Raw genomic sequence first — 14956 nt, forward strand, 5'->3', positions numbered from 1 at the left:
TAATGGATCAAAATAAAGAATTGAAAAAAGCAGGGCTTAAAGTCACTCTGCCTCGCCTTAAAATTTTACAAATTCTGCAAGAGCCAGAAAACCAACACATCAGTGCTGAAGACGTGTACAAAATACTCATTGAACAGGGTGAAGAAATTGGTTTAGCGACGGTATATCGCGTTTTAAACCAGTTTGACGACGCAGGTATTCTAAACCGCCATCACTTTGAAGGCGGGAAATCGGTATTCGAAATAAGTCATAAAGATCACCATGACCACTTGGTATGTCTCAAGTGTGGCAAAGTTATTGAGTTTGAAGACGAAATTATCGAAGAACGTCAAGAGATGATTGCTAAAAAGCATAAGATGAAGTTAACTCATCACAGCCTATATCTATATGGCGAGTGTACCGAGGGTAACTGCGATAACGTACCAGAGTAAGTTATATTTATTTGATACTAAGAGGCCCGCTTTTTGCGGGCCTCTTTCGTTAACTACGCTTTAAACTTGTAGGCGTGATAAGCCGCAATGGCCTTCTCCCACACATCCCCTACTTCACCATTTCCAATGACGTGCCCGTCTACCTCTACCACAGGTGCAACTTCTTTACTCGAAGAGGTAAGCCATACTTCATCCGCATTCAAAAGCTCTTCTTTACTAAACCAGGTTTCGGTGACTACCAGCCCAGCTTGCTTAAACGCTTCAATGGCTATAGCGCGAGTAATGCCGGGTAGAAGCTCGTGATTTAACGGCGGCGTCGAAATAGCGCCGTCTTTTACCATAAACACATTACATGAGCTTGCTTCGGTTATCATACCGTCGCCGTTGTACAAAATAGTTTCGTTAACGCCCGCGTCTACGCCAGCTTGATAATGCATTACGTTACCTAATAATGACGTAGATTTTATATGGCATCGCTGCCATCTTTTATCCCGCTGGAGTGCCACTTTAAAAGGTTTGGCATCAGTCTTGGACGTAGGTTGAGGTGGTGCGATTTCAAAAGCAAAACCAAATACCGTTGGCGCTATATGCTTAGGATAAGCGTGGAAACGCTTAGTATCGGTACCTCGGCTTACGTGAAAGTAAACACCAATGTTTCCGCTTTCAAAAAATGTTGTATTCTTTGTCACCAAGTTCGACAGAATATCTTGCCATTGTTCTGCCGTATAGGGATTAGTGATCTCTATAGCTTGTAGACCTTGGGCCATTCGCGTGGTGTGCCCCTTAAACCCAACAGGAATGCCAGCGTAGGTTGGTATGACTTCATAAATACCATCACCAAAAAGAAAGCCCCTATCCATCGGAGAAATTTTGGCCTCAGCAAGAGGCATATACTCACCATTTAAAAATGCAATTGTCACACTATTTCTCCTTGCAAACGGCGGCGTCTACTTGTCGTTAGTAGCCAGTCGGCCCTTGCCTCTTCTTCATTTTGAAAAACAAAATTTACTTTTTCGCCAGGCACGGCTTGCGCCAAACGACTAATATCACAGGGGCTCACGCAGCCTAATTTCGGATAGCCCCCTAAAGTTTGCCTATCGCGCATCATTACAATAGGCTGACCGTCGCCCGGAACTTGAATAGCGCCAAGATGAATGGCCTCAGAACGCATACCTACCATATCGGAGGCAACTGACTCACCGGTAAACCTGAAGCCCATACGGTCGATTGATGATGAAACCGTATAGGTGCTGGTTTCAAACGTGCGTATGGCAACATTACTAAAGCTTGAAAACTGATAACCTGGAACAACCCGGATAGATTCTAGAAAGCCATAGTCATCTATGAACTGCTGCGCTAGCGTTCGCATTTTAACGTTGTCTTTCATTCTTGTGTTAGCTAAAACTTCTATGCAATCGCCATCTTTTAGCACGCGTCCCTTACCGTCTAATCCACCCAGTTGTTCGCGGACCACAGTACAGGCACTGCCCACTGCTTTTGGTACCTGCCAGTTCCCATAAACGGCCAGGTATGCTTTGCTACCTAAAAGCGCACTTTTGAAGGTTATTGTTGCACCAGCCGCTACTTTTTGGCTCTGATAAGTCGCTCTAGCGACCCCATCCACATCGAGCGAAGGCTCTCTTCCAGTAACCGCAATGATACAATCTTGATCAACGCGTATCTGCATCTCGCCAATCGCTTCAATGCAGGGCGTGCCGTCTAAATTTAAGGCAAGAAAATTGGCCCAATCATAGGCGTTATTGTCCATGGGGCCTGACTGACAGAAACCATCCCTCTGTCTTCCTACTCTGCCCTTATCAATAATAAGGCTAAACAGTCCCTTGCGAAGTACTTCAATTCTCATCGTTCAACCTGCAACCCTGCTTTGTATTCTTGCTCTGTAATCGAGACAAACTTAACGACATCGCCTGCTTTCAATCGAGACTCACTGTGCTGGTCACTATGCAGCAGCATGTCATACGCAGTCAGCCCTAATAAATTCCATCCTCCGGGTGACTCGCTCGGGTAAACCGCCGTTTGCCTATCCGCTATTGCGACGGCTCCTTTCGGAACCCGCTTGCGGGGTGTACCTAAGCGCGCACATTTCAGCGCCTCTGGTATATCGCCCATGTAGGCAAACCCCGGTGAAAAACCCACTGCGTACACTTTATAAATTGCACTTGTGTGCAGCTTGATAATCTCTTCAATAGACAGCGACGTTTTCTTGCTGACTAGGCTTAAGTCGCTCGCACTTGGCGCGCCATACCACACAGGAATTTCAACCAGCGCGTTGTTACCGCGTTGTTCTTTTCCGGCGCGTGGCGTATTTATGTCATCACCTAAGCCTTTTAACGCTCGGTACACACCGTGACTGTCAATTAATGCCATGTCAAAAATGATAAGCAGGCTGTCGTAAGACGGCACGCATTCGCGTAACCACCTCCATCGGGTACTTGTATCACCATCTGGCTTTTTACCAACACCATTATGAGTGATAGGCCCCTTTTTCGCGTCGATAGCCGCAAGCATTCGGTGACACGCGTTATTTGCTTCATCCAAGTTCGCGCCGTCAAAATACACTATTATGGCGTCAGCACCTGCTGTCACAATTCGCTTAATACACCCGAAAGCTTGCATCTGCTGTCCTTGATACCGTTATTATTCTTAGTAAATGTGTCTTTTATGAGGCGAGTTTATAGAAACTTCCTGATCCTTTGCGCAATACTCACTGCGCCTTTAGTGTCACCATGCACGCATAACGTATCCGCGTCTACGTTCAACGTATTGCCAGACGCAGTGGTAACAGTACCTGATTCTATAAGCTGCTCAGCCTGGGCTAAGGCTTCATCTTCATTTAATACTGCACCTTCTATTGTGCGCGATTGCAACAACCCTTCATCGGTGTAACGTCTATCAGAAAAAGCTTCAAAGTATAATGGCAACGCCCACTCTTTTGCCTCTTCTTTAATCACGTCATTTCTTGCTGTCGCTTGCACCATTAGCGTCAATGGTTCCTGCGAAGATTGCGCGTTTATTTCAGCCACGCTTTGCATCACTGCTCGTCGAACCTTGAGGCTTTTCATCATATCGTTATATAACGCACCGTGAGGCTTAACATAGCTCACCTTTGTTCCAGAAAGCGCTGCCATACCACTTAGTGCGCTAACCTGATATTGGACCATGGCTATGAGTTCATCGGACGCTATCGCCATGGTTCGTCGGCCGAAGCCCTGAAGATCTGGGTAAGCCGGATGTGCCCCTATCGCAACATCGTGTGTTTTCGCAAGAAATATCGCCTGTTTCATCACCAGTGGGTCGCCTGCATGAAACCCACACGCTATGTTGGCCTGATCAATCTCCGCCATAATAGCCGACTCTATGGGCATAGACCACGCACCGTAACTTTCACCTAAATCGCAATTTAACTTCATAATGGTTTAGCTCTCACCTTCATTCCAGTATCATGTTACCTGTTCTTTTTAAAAAGTCAGTGCTGATGATAAATATTGGAAAAATTAATACATTACGCGTGGTAGCCCAATACCCCTTTGGCTACGCACTTGCGCCACTTGTCGACAATGATGATGCGAACGACGGTGTCATAGAAATTGATGACGCTGATGAAATGCAAACTGTCACACTTGCCATTGACGAAGTGGAAACGTCACTGGCTGATGGTCAAGAGGTTGAAGTCTTTGTTGCCACTGATCAGCGCGGCGACCTTTATGCCACTATAAAAAAGCCACTTATTCAAGTTGGCGAAACCAAAGTACTTAAAGCAGTCTCGGCAACGAATTTTGGTGCATTTTTCGATTGGGGTTTGGACAACGATTTATTGATGCCTAACGACTACCAAGCCCAGCCTGTTAATCCAGGTATGTATTACGTCGTTCACGCTTTTTTTGACGACAAGACACAACGTATTTTAGGTGCAACCAAGCTTCACTATTTTCTAAAAGAAAGTAGCGCCTATCTCAACGAAGGCGATGCGGTAGATTGCTTGGTTTATGCTAAGACCGATTTAGGCTTTAAAGTGGTCATCAACGAGAAAAGTTTAGGTCTCATTTTCCACAGCGACGCCTTTAAACCGCTTAAAATCGGTCAGGCGACAGAGGGTGTTATCAAAACTATCCGCGAGGACGGCAAAGTTGATGTAGCCCTTCAGCGCGTTGACAAAGGCGGCCGTGATGCTCTTCAACAGGCAATTCTAGATGACTTGGATGCCCATGGTGGTATTTCTACGTTAACAGATAAGAGTGCACCGGAGGCTATATATTCTCATTTTAACGTGAGTAAAGCGGCTTATAAAAAAGCGTTAGGCGCATTGTACAAGCAAAAGAAAATAACGCTAAGCCCAGACGCAATCCGTCTGAATAAGTAAGAACAACATGTCGCTGCTGTAATGGTGTGTTACTTACAACAGTGGCTTGCAGCCTCTTTCGATAGCTTTATGATATTAGGACAAACAATGAAAGCACGTGTTTCTTGGGACAAAGATCTCACTTTTACTGGCACCACAGACAGCGGTTACAAAACCGTGATGGATGGTAGCGGCAACGCAGTATCTCCAATGGAGTCGGTACTCCTAGCCGTTGGAGCCTGCTCAAGCGTTGATGTGGTCGACATTCTGAAAAAAGGCCGTTTTAATATCGAAGCGTGTAATTGTGAATTAGAAGCAGAGCGAGCCGAAGAGCCGCCGCGAGTTTTTACTAAAATTCATGCGCATTATACGGTTTCTGGTGAAGGGATCAGTGAAAAAGCGCTGGGTCGCGCTGTGCAGCTTTCTGCAGAAAAATACTGTTCCGTTATGCTTATGCTTACGGGCAACGTTGATATCACCACTAGCTATACTTTGGTTTAATAGACTATAGTGGAACTAGCCGGTTATTAGCATTTTTCGCTAAGCATTAGTGCAAAAGGCCAACTGCAAATGTTGGCCTTTTCATTGAAACCACTTGTTACGTATGTAAGCTACTGAATTTATTTAAAATTAACATTATTTAACATCTTTGGCATATTAGCTGCTGTACTGGGTCATTACTATATAACGACACACACGTTAGGGTTATTGACCATGGAAACATCAACGCAAAGCAGCACCTCTATTTCGCCACTACGTTCCTCACTACCGTTTTCGCCAACATCGCTTAAACTTCTTCTTGGAAGCGGTATTGTTGCCCTCTCGCTTTCGATAACCGCATGCTCTGATGCCGATGCTATCGACGCCAACGCCCAGTCGGAGTCAGCAGAGGAAACGGCCTTTGCTATTCCTGTTGAAACTCAAACCATCATTACTGGCGACATAACCTCAACCTACGACACTACTGCTATTTTAGAAGCGCGTGAAGAAGCCTTTGTCGTTGCGCGCGCCTCGGGGATCATTGAAGAGATCTTCGTTGAAGAAGGTGACTATGTTAAAAAGGGCCAAGTACTGGCGCAACTTGATAAGCGCCGCTACGAGCTGAACTTATCTAAAGCACTGGCTGACTTAGCCGGTATTGAAAGCGAGCTTGATAAGGTTAATAAAGTTTATTCTAAAAAGCTCATAAGCGACGATACCTACGACAAACTTACCTCGCAATTTGAATCAGCAAAAGCGTCTGTCCGTTTGGCTGAGCTTGACTTAAAAGAGGCAACGATTACCGCGCCTATTGACGGATATATTGCAGAGAGAAACGCCAAAGTCGGCAACCTCACCGAGTCGTTCCAACGTGAAAGAATGTTCCATATTGTTCAACAGCGCAATCTTCAAGGCGTTGTTTACTTGCCAGAAAACGAATTACCTAACGTGGTGGTTGGACAAGGCGCAATACTTACTGTTGCCGCGTTAGGCGATAGAACTATCACGGCCAACGTGGAACGTATAAGCCCAGTTATCGATGCAACCACCGGCACGTTCAAAGTTACCTTAAAAGTACCGAACGAAGACAACCAGCTTAAAGCAGGCATGTTTACCGATGTATCACTTGAATATGCTACTCATGCTAACGCGACCTTGCTACCTCGCAGAGCGCTGGTAACCATTGATAACAGCCACAGCGTATTCGTGGTCGATAATGGCAAGGTGAAAAAAGTTGATATCGCTACTGGATTTGAAAATAACGACGTCATTGAGGTTATCAATGGATTAAGCGGAAACGAAGAAGTCGTTACTGCAGGCCACCAAAACTTGAAAGACAGCGCCCCCGTTGAAGTAGTTAACAGCTAATTCGGCCTTACAAGGAATTCACACAATGCGTATTGTAGATCTCGCTGTAAAGCGCCCTGTAGCCGTTAGCATGTTCACGTTTGCGGTATTATTATTTGGTATGGTGTCGTTAGGCCGGCTGTCGGTAAACTTACTGCCTGATTTGTCTTACCCCACCCTCACCATTCGCACCGATTACGACGGCGCTGCGCCAGGCGAAGTAGAGCAACTGGTTTCAAAGCCCATTGAAGAAGCCATTGGCGTAGTAAAAGGAGTACGTAAAGTCACCTCCACTTCCCGCGCAGGTCAGTCTGACGTGGTTTTGTCTTTCGCCTGGGGCACAGACATGGATTTCGCAAGCTTGGAAGTGCGAGAAAAGCTCGATGTGTTGCAACTTCCCCTAGATATAGAAAAACCACGACTTCTTCGTTTCAACCCTAGTCTAGACCCTGTTATTAAGTTAGGTCTTACGGCACAAAGCGACACATCAAGTTTGAGCGTAGCGCAAATGAAGCGACTGCGTTTATATGCCGAACAACAAGTAAAGCGCGCTTTGGAATCCGTAGAAGGTGTGGCTGCAGTACGTGTAGGCGGTGGTTTAGAAAACGAAATTCATATTCTTATTGACCAGCAAAAAGCCAGTCAGCTGTCTATTCCTATTACCCGCATCATTGACCGGGTGAGTGCTGAGAATATTAATGCAGCTGGCGGTCGAATTGATAACGCAGCGCAGGCGTTTTTAGTTAGAACGCTGAACCAGTTTGAATCGTTAAATGATATTGAGAACCTTTTTGTTGGTCGCTTCGAAGGCAGAAACATTCAGCTTAAAGATATTGCTAAGGTAGAAAGTGCTTATAAAGACCGTGACGTGGTAACCCGCTTCAACGGCAGCGAAGGCATTGAAATTGCCATTTACAAGGAAGGCGACGCTAACGCGGTAAACGTCGCGCAAAAAGTGGCTAACCGATTAAACGAAGTAAACAATAACCTTCCTGAAAATTACACGCTCAGCGGAATTTACGACCAAAGTGTGTTCATTAAGCAAGCCATAGACAACGTGAAATCTGCAGCAGTCATGGGGGGCATTTTAGCCATGCTGGTGCTTTACCTCTTCCTAAAAGATTTCTGGGCTACCGTCATCATCTCGGTGTCTATTCCAGTGTCGGTCATTGCAACTTTTAATTTGATGTATGCCAACGACATAAGCCTAAATATGATGAGCTTAGGTGGTATTGCACTTGCCGTCGGTCTACTGGTGGACAATAGCATTGTTGTGCTTGAGAACATCGACCGCCACAAAAAATTAAAAGGGGAAGAAAGCGAAACGTTGGTCGAGAGCTCTGCCGCCAGCGAAGGAACAAAAGAAGTCTCTGGCGCGATTGTAGCTTCAACACTAACTACTATGGCCGTGTTTGTGCCTCTGATATTTGTAGAAGGCATAGCAGGGCAACTGTTTAAAGATCAAGCTTTGACCGTATCGTTCGCGCTCGCAGCGTCACTTGTCGTCGCACTTACACTTATTCCTGCAATGGCACACAAGAAGAAAAAGCAACAGCTTGATCACGAAGATGTCTTTGCCTCTCCTGCGCCCACGGCACCTTCGTCGACGTTCGGCAAAATCATGTACTTTATTACTCTGCCAATTCGTTGGGTATTCAGGCTTATCTTTGTATTTCTACCTGCGGCTTTGGTTACCTTGTTTATTGGTGCATGGCATATCGTCAGTAAATTACTGGGCGTTGCGTTTAAACCAATTGTATGGGCATTTAATAAAGCGTTCGACCTTCTCGCTTCAGCCTATGAAAAGCTGCTGCGTGCAAGCCTTCGAGCAAAAACACTGGTGCTAGCCACTGCCTTTGCCCTTGCTGCCGGCGCGATAGCCCTTATACCAAGACTTGGCATGGAACTTATTCCAACTCTGTCACAAGGTGAATTTTCGGTAGAAGTCACCCTTCCTGCGGGCTCGCCACTAGCTAGTACCGACGCCGTAATTAGCGAGCTTGCTGCTGTTGCAGTTAATGATTCTAGTAGCGGCGACACAAAAGTATTACGTACCTATGCCATGTCTGGTACGGGTAGTCTTATCAGTGCTGCGCCAAACCAAGGTGGCGATCATTGGGGTCGCTTGAACATTGTTATGCAGCCAGCAGCAACAGCGGCTGATATTGACGAGGTGAAGCGTGCGCTTCGCGACCACTTAGCCTTCAAGCCCCAGGTTCAGGCAACGTTTTCAGAGCCAGAACTATTCAGCTTTGCATCACCTATTCAAATTGAAATTGCAGGTTACGATCTAAACCAGCTTCAGCAATATGGGGACGCCATTGCGACCAAACTTGCCAGTTACAGTAATTTTGCAGACGTTACCACCAGTATTCGAGATGGCAACCCAGAGCTTAAGATTGCCTTCCATCACGCAAAACTTGCTCGACTTGAACTTGATGCGTCTACCGTTTCTCAGCTTATAGCCGCTAAAGTAGGCGGACGCGTTGCAACGCAATATAGCGTTGAAGACAGAAAGGTGGACGTACTGGTAAGAACGCAAGAAAACCAGCGAGACGATATCGCAAGTGTTCGCGCCATTGTGGTTAACCCGGGCTCGGCTCAACCTATCCCATTAAGTGCCGTCGCCGACGTTTACATGAGCGTAGGGCCAAGCGAGATTACCCGCGTGGGCCAACAACGTGTAGCACTGGTAACAGCAAACCTTGCCAAAGGTAAGCTCGATGAAGCCGTTGCCGTTGCCAACAAGGTCATTAGTGAGACCCAGCTTCCTTTGTCGTTAAGCGCAACAGTAACGGGTCAGAGCGAAGACATGCAAAGCAGCTTCCGTTCGCTACAGTTTGCATTAGCTCTTGCAGTATTTATGGTGTACTTGGTTATGGCGTCGCAATTTGAGTCATTGCTACACCCTCTACTTATTTTATTCGCAGTACCCTTAGCCGGAGCGGGTTCGGTGTATGGCTTATGGCTTACCAATACGCCGATTAATGTAGTGGTATTTATCGGCTTAATAATGCTGTGCGGTATTGTAGTAAACAACGCCATTGTATTAGTTGACCGTATTAATCAGCTACGCCGTCAAGGGGTAGGTAAAGACGCGGCCATTTTAGATGCGGCTAAAACGCGTTTGCGCCCTATCGTAATGACCACACTAACGACGGTGTTAGGTTTATTGCCTATGGCGTTTGGTTATGGCGAAGGATCTGAAATTCGCACCCCAATGGCCATCACGGTAATTTACGGTCTTCTGTTTGCAAGCTTACTTACCCTAATCCTACTGCCTGTGCTTTACAGCTTGTTTGACGTTAAGAAAAACGTTGAGCAAAAAACGCCTGTTAACGCAAAGACGAACGCGCGCTTTGATGACGAAGAAGCCATGTCGAAAGGCGGTGTACTATGAGTTCGCCTTTTAACACCTCTAAAAACAACGCCGTAAGCGGCCGAGCACGCGATGCGAATAAACACGATAAGAACGAAGCGTCACAAGCTCAGCTTTCCAACATTGCAGGAATAGGCGCTTCGCTGGCGCGCTTTGCGCTAAATAAGCCTGTTACCATTGGAATGCTGTTTTTGTCTATGTTGTTGTTCGGTATTGTATCTGGGCGCTTGCTTCCTCTTGAGAAGTTCCCGGGAATCGATATTCCAGAAATGGTGGTGCAGATCCCCTATCCTGATGCGACGCCAGTTGAAATTGAAACCATGATCACCCGACCGGTAGAAGAGGCTGTTGCTACCATGTCGGGAATAAAGCGGTTAAGAGCCCGCTCGTATGACAATATGGCCGAGGTTATTGTAGAGTTCGACTGGGATGAAAACCTTAAAGCCAAAAGCATTGAAGCCCGCGAAAAAATTGATGCGATTCGCCACGAGCTTCCTGACGATATAGAACGAATTATGGTGTATAAATTTAACACCAATGATATGCCTATATTTCAGCTGCGCGTATCAAGCGACCGCGACTTAGCGAATGCCTATGACTTGCTAGAGCGCAACCTCAAGCGCCCGCTAGAGCGAGTACCGGGGGTATCTAAAGTTGAGCTATACGGCACCATGAAGCGCCAAATCACCATTCGCTTAGACCCAAAAAAAATGGCGGCATATCAAATAGACGGTACACGGTTAGAGCAGCAGCTTCAAAGCGCAAACTTTTCGCTAACCGCGGGCTACATGTATAACAACGGTGAAAAAATTCTGGTTAACCCAACTGGCGAGTTTACCGATGTAAACGACTTTAAAGACATGTGGGTTACCCGCAGCGTTCGTCTGTCAGATATTGCCAGCGTCACCTACGAACTGCCTCAGCGCAACGAAGGACGTCACTTAGATCGAACCTTTGCAGTAGGTTTTAACGTATTTCGCGAATCGGGCAGCAACCTCGTTGAAGTTTCTGATGCGGTGATGAAAGTTATCGAAAAAGCCAAAGAAGACCCTGAGTTTACAGGTATTAGTTTGTTTGTAATGGACGACACTGCCAAAAGTGTAACCTCATCGCTAAGCGACTTGCTAAATGCTGGTCTTTTAGGGGCGTTACTTTCAGTTATTGTGCTGTATTTGTTTTTACGCCAGCTCACCACTACCTTAATTGTGGTGCTCTCAGTCCCCTTCTCGATTTGTATTACTTTAGGTGTAATGTATCTTTTGGGCTATACCCTTAATATTTTATCCCTAATGGGCCTGATGCTTGCCGTTGGTATGCTGGTTGATAATGCCGTTGTAATAACCGAAAGCGTATTTCAAGAGCGCCAACAAGAAGGTGATATCAAACGGGCCACCCAAATTGGTGTAAACAAAGTGAGTCTTGCAGTCATTGCTGGTACTGCCACCACTGCGATTGTGTTTTTGCCCAATATTATTGGGGTAAAAATAGACGTGACTATTTTCTTAGAACACGTAGCCGTAGCTATCTGCATATCTCTGTTTGCGTCGCTTTTTATTGCTAAAACACTTATTCCATTGCTGACAACAAAAGTAAAAATTCCAGTAGTAAAAACACCTAAAGCGCCATCCTATATTAAAGGCTATGGCCGAGCACTTAACTGGATGTTGAAACACCAGGGAATAACTTGCGTCATTGCGTTACTTATTCTGGCGTCGACTTTTGTGCCCATGCAGGCAGTGACATCAGACGATGAAGGTAATAACAACCAAGAGCGTATTTGGCTTAATTATCACGTTACGCAAAACTTTACCCTAGAAGAAGTGGAAAAAACCGTAGATAAAATGGAAGCTTACCTTTATGAAAATCAAGAACGTTTTCACATCAAACAGGTTTACACTTATTTTACTGCCGGTCATGCGGTAAGTGGTATTACGCTAAACGATGAGTTGCCAGTAAGCGTAGGGCAAATCAAAGAGGATATACGTGAAACCATGCCTTCGTTTGTGCGTGCTCGCCCCTCTTTTCAATGGGATAGTGGCAATGGTGGTGGCGTGAGAGTTACCTTGTTGGGCGAGTCTTCAGAAACCTTGCTGACTATTTCTCAGCAGATCATTCCTATTCTTTCAACCGTTGAAGGGCTTAAGGATGTAAAAGCCGACACGGGCTCGACCCGCGATGAAGTTCAAATACGCATAGACAGAGAGAAAGCAAACCGCTTTGGCATTCAAGTTAATGATGTGGCAAAACTCATCTCTACGGCCCTACGAGGCAGTAATTTACGTACATTCCGTTATGGTGATGCGGGCGAAGTGGCAGTGCAGCTTAAATTCGGTAGCGATATTCAAGCATCGCTGAGCGAGCTTAAGAATATCAATATTGGATTTACGCAGGGGCAATCGGTAACACTGAACATGATTGCAGATTTCTCTGTGGTACCTCAACTGTCGCAAATTAACCGCAACTATCGTCAAACCGCTCTCGCTATCGGTGCAAACCTAGAGGGGGAAACCACCACCGAACAAGCTCGCGAGCGCATCGAGAAAGCTTTGGCAAACATTGAACTACCTACCGGTTATAAGTGGACGCTAGACGGCAGTTTCTCTCGCCAAGACGAAGCTAACGGCGTGATGCAAATGAACATGCTGTTGGCCCTTTGTATGATATACGTTGTGATGGCAGCGCTATTTGAGTCGCTTATTCTTCCAACGTCTGTAATCACTTCATTACTATTTTCCTTCACAGGCGTTTTTTGGGCATTCATGGTTACTGGAACCTCTATGTCTATCATGGGGATGATTGGCATGCTGATACTGATGGGTATCGTGGTTAACAATGGCATTGTGTTGGTTGACAGAATTAATCAGCTTATCAACGAAGGCTTGTCGTTGTACGACGCCGTAATCGAAGGGTGTATGACCCGTATCAGGCCAATTCTGATGACAGTAGCTACAACTGTTTTAGGGCTTATACCACTTGCCATGGGTAGCACCCGTATTGGCGGTGATGGCCCGCCCTACTCACCAATGGCAATCGCAATTATTGGTGGATTGGTATTCTCTACCTTAACCAGCTTATTTTTGGTGCCTCTTGCTTATGTGCTGCTTTTAAAGCTTAGGTTTAAAACACAGCGATTGTTCAAAACCAGTAAGGCGCGCGTGGCGACATACATAAAAATAGCGAACTAATAAATAAAGTTGAAAAGTAAGAAGACAAAAAGCGGGTCTAGTTTTTATCATACTCGTCGTGATAATCGATGAGGCGATAAGACTAGCCCGCTTTTTCTGGATTTAACGTAACCGCAGTCAATGCCTTAGCTACGCGACGTTAGGTACTCATGTACCGCGTTAGCATCACGCTCTACTGAAAACTCAATCAGACTGCTTCCATTACAAGTCAAACCTTCTTCTGACGTTACCATGCGCAATACTTCACGTTGGCTGGCTCCAATACGACCCACGTTACGTGAAAGGCTTGAGCGTAGTACTCTTACGTCATCATTGACGATTGCTTTACAAAAACCCGCAAACTGGGTCTCACCAACAAAGCGAATATCTTTTTGTGGTGCAGCAGCATTTGCATTGATAGTAAAAGCAACCGTTGCTGTAGCAGCTAAAAGGTTAAGTGCTTTAGATAATTTCATTTTAAAATCCTCAATATGTGGATAAAGGTACTAAACAAGTTTGTGGCAAACTCTTTGTCTCGTATGAGCAACATTGAATAAATCATCAACCTGCTCAACGCCCTTTATTTATGCATCAAGAATAAAAAGTTTTCTGTTGAAAGATTGTGTAACGGCGGTAAATGTCAGGTAAATCAGGTTGTTACATTACTGTTAGCAATGTAAGCCCTTGAATTTATGAGACTAACGGAAATTATATATTACAAATTTGTATAGCAAAGAAGATTATAGGAATAAAGTAATATAAGACTTAAGTATAAAAAAGCCCCTTCTGGGGCTTTTAAAATGTAATTTTAACAAAATAAATGACGTTTTAGCTTATTTTATGTGCAGTAACGAGCCTGTTTTTCGTAATTAAATTACAGAAAGCGGTTAAATCTACTCATATTTGCGCTCACGTTTGGTTTCTATTGCGTCAATATAAGCGTGCCATGATGCATAACCAATAATAGGCATTAAAAAGATAAAACCAATAAATCCGGTAACAAAACCAATGGCAACGGTGCTGAAGATTATCGCTCCCCATATCAGCATGGGAACCTTGTTCAGCCACACAGCATTTACACTGGTCAAAACTGCTGTGGCAAGGTCAACTTTGCGTTCCATAAGAATGGGCTGAGTAAAAGCGGTTACAAACAACATTGCAAGTGTAAAACCTGCACCTACCATGGTTCCCAACATCAAGAAAGGCAAAAGGCTTTCTAAATCGTTTTCTATATAAGGTGGATAAAGCGCGTGGATAAGTGAAGCAACGCGTAACCAAAAAATCATCATGACCATTAGCAGTATCGCGAAGCCCCATTCGTTAAACGCGTTTCTACGCATAGCGCGTAAAGAATGACGAAGCGTTGGTTTATGGCCTTTTTCCATTTCCCAACTTATGTCGTAAAGGCCAGCCGCCAAAAAAGGGCCAACTAACATGAAACAGACAATGGCAGGTAAAATCACCAGATGCCAACCTGTCATCTCAACGAGATACATAATGAACCACGGAATAATTGCGAACAGCACGCCATAAAACAGGGTGAGCCCCGGTGCGCGCATAGCGTCTCTTAATGCTAGCGACACCCATTTTATGGGATCGCCAACGTCTAACTCTTTACATGGAATAACGCGCGCTATACCGCTTTGCGTGATCGCATTCTCTGGTGTTTCTTTGAAATGGTGCGACATATTCTAATCACCTCTGCTTGTTAGCCTGTTTGTTACTAACGCGTTTTTTACACGCCTTACTACTACGATAGGCCTAGAATGAAAAGTTCACAACCTATTAACATAAA

General features: G+C 45.2%; 12 protein-coding genes. 6 read left to right on the forward strand and 6 right to left on the reverse strand.

Annotated features, from left to right (window positions below):
• The first annotated feature begins 2 nt into the window (after positions 1 to 2).
• A complete protein-coding gene (fur, locus tag JC525_RS12090; protein ID WP_198816064.1) occupies positions 3 to 431 on the forward strand; it encodes a ferric iron uptake transcriptional regulator in 429 nt (142 codons plus the stop codon).
• Positions 432 to 484: 53 nt separating this feature from the next.
• Here the strand turns inward: fur and JC525_RS12095 are convergent, their stop codons facing one another.
• From JC525_RS12095 to JC525_RS12110, 4 genes are read right to left on the reverse strand one after another with little or no spacing between them, the layout of a single operon-like run.
• The gene (locus tag JC525_RS12095; RefSeq protein ID WP_198816065.1) at positions 485 to 1351 is read right to left on the reverse strand and encodes a D-amino acid aminotransferase; all 867 of its coding nucleotides are present in this window, start codon (positions 1349 to 1351) and stop codon (positions 485 to 487) included.
• Positions 1348 to 2295 carry a biotin-dependent carboxyltransferase family protein gene (locus JC525_RS12100; protein ID WP_198816066.1) on the reverse strand — a complete coding sequence of 316 codons (948 nt, stop codon included), beginning with the start codon at positions 2293 to 2295 and terminating at the stop codon, positions 1348 to 1350. Before JC525_RS12100 ends, JC525_RS12095 begins: the two co-directional genes overlap by 4 nt.
• The gene (locus JC525_RS12105) at positions 2292 to 3068 is read right to left on the reverse strand and encodes a 5-oxoprolinase subunit B family protein (protein WP_198816067.1); all 777 of its coding nucleotides are present in this window, start codon (positions 3066 to 3068) and stop codon (positions 2292 to 2294) included. The genes JC525_RS12100 and JC525_RS12105 overlap by 4 nt, the downstream gene beginning before the upstream one ends.
• Before the next feature lie 56 nt (positions 3069 to 3124).
• On the reverse strand, positions 3125 to 3862 hold the full coding sequence (locus JC525_RS12110) for a 5-oxoprolinase subunit PxpA (RefSeq protein ID WP_198816068.1): 738 nt from the start codon (positions 3860 to 3862) through the stop codon (positions 3125 to 3127).
• A gap of 65 nt (positions 3863 to 3927) precedes the next feature.
• Between JC525_RS12110 and JC525_RS12115 the strand changes: the two genes are divergently transcribed.
• From JC525_RS12115 to JC525_RS12135, 5 genes are all read left to right on the forward strand, one after another.
• On the forward strand, positions 3928 to 4812 hold the full coding sequence (locus tag JC525_RS12115; RefSeq protein WP_198816069.1) for a CvfB family protein: 885 nt from the start codon (positions 3928 to 3930) through the stop codon (positions 4810 to 4812).
• 87 nt (positions 4813 to 4899) lie between these two features.
• A complete protein-coding gene (locus JC525_RS12120; RefSeq protein ID WP_198816070.1) occupies positions 4900 to 5292 on the forward strand; it encodes an OsmC family protein in 393 nt (130 codons plus the stop codon).
• 213 nt (positions 5293 to 5505) lie between these two features.
• Positions 5506 to 6639 carry an efflux RND transporter periplasmic adaptor subunit gene (locus tag JC525_RS12125; protein WP_198816071.1) on the forward strand — a complete coding sequence of 378 codons (1134 nt, stop codon included), beginning with the start codon at positions 5506 to 5508 and terminating at the stop codon, positions 6637 to 6639.
• A gap of 25 nt (positions 6640 to 6664) precedes the next feature.
• The gene (locus tag JC525_RS12130) at positions 6665 to 10018 is read left to right on the forward strand and encodes an efflux RND transporter permease subunit (protein WP_198816072.1); all 3354 of its coding nucleotides are present in this window, start codon (positions 6665 to 6667) and stop codon (positions 10016 to 10018) included.
• Positions 10015 to 13182, forward strand: a complete 3168-nt coding sequence (locus tag JC525_RS12135) for an efflux RND transporter permease subunit (RefSeq protein ID WP_198816073.1) — start codon at positions 10015 to 10017, stop codon at positions 13180 to 13182. Before JC525_RS12130 ends, JC525_RS12135 begins: the two co-directional genes overlap by 4 nt.
• Before the next feature lie 125 nt (positions 13183 to 13307).
• Here JC525_RS12135 and JC525_RS12140 read toward each other — a convergent pair whose 3' ends face one another.
• Complete coding sequence (locus JC525_RS12140; protein ID WP_183043274.1) at positions 13308 to 13637, reverse strand: DUF3718 domain-containing protein; 330 nt, start codon at positions 13635 to 13637, stop codon at positions 13308 to 13310.
• 417 nt (positions 13638 to 14054) lie between these two features.
• Positions 14055 to 14849: a DUF2189 domain-containing protein gene (locus JC525_RS12145; RefSeq protein ID WP_198816074.1), complete on the reverse strand. Its 795-nt coding sequence runs from the start codon at positions 14847 to 14849 to the stop codon at positions 14055 to 14057.
• Between the last annotated feature and the right edge of the window lie 107 nt (positions 14850 to 14956).

The organism is Alteromonas sp. IB21 (genome assembly GCF_016405965.1).
In the GTDB taxonomy this organism is placed as follows: Bacteria; Pseudomonadota; Gammaproteobacteria; order Enterobacterales; family Alteromonadaceae; genus Alteromonas.

Coding starts and splice junctions, on each gene's coding strand:
- JC525_RS12100 (WP_198816066.1), bottom strand. CDS start 2,295: ATGAGAATTGAAGTACTTCGCAAGGGACTGTTTAGCCTTATTATTGAT.
- fur (WP_198816064.1), top strand. CDS start 3: ATGGATCAAAATAAAGAATTGAAAAAAGCAGGGCTTAAAGTCACTCTG.
- JC525_RS12120 (WP_198816070.1), top strand. CDS start 4,900: ATGAAAGCACGTGTTTCTTGGGACAAAGATCTCACTTTTACTGGCACC.
- JC525_RS12140 (WP_183043274.1), bottom strand. CDS start 13,637: ATGAAATTATCTAAAGCACTTAACCTTTTAGCTGCTACAGCAACGGTT.
- JC525_RS12105 (WP_198816067.1), bottom strand. CDS start 3,068: ATGCAAGCTTTCGGGTGTATTAAGCGAATTGTGACAGCAGGTGCTGAC.
- JC525_RS12135 (WP_198816073.1), top strand. CDS start 10,015: ATGAGTTCGCCTTTTAACACCTCTAAAAACAACGCCGTAAGCGGCCGA.
- JC525_RS12110 (WP_198816068.1), bottom strand. CDS start 3,862: ATGAAGTTAAATTGCGATTTAGGTGAAAGTTACGGTGCGTGGTCTATG.
- JC525_RS12125 (WP_198816071.1), top strand. CDS start 5,506: ATGGAAACATCAACGCAAAGCAGCACCTCTATTTCGCCACTACGTTCC.
- JC525_RS12145 (WP_198816074.1), bottom strand. CDS start 14,849: ATGTCGCACCATTTCAAAGAAACACCAGAGAATGCGATCACGCAAAGC.
- JC525_RS12115 (WP_198816069.1), top strand. CDS start 3,928: ATGATAAATATTGGAAAAATTAATACATTACGCGTGGTAGCCCAATAC.
- JC525_RS12130 (WP_198816072.1), top strand. CDS start 6,665: ATGCGTATTGTAGATCTCGCTGTAAAGCGCCCTGTAGCCGTTAGCATG.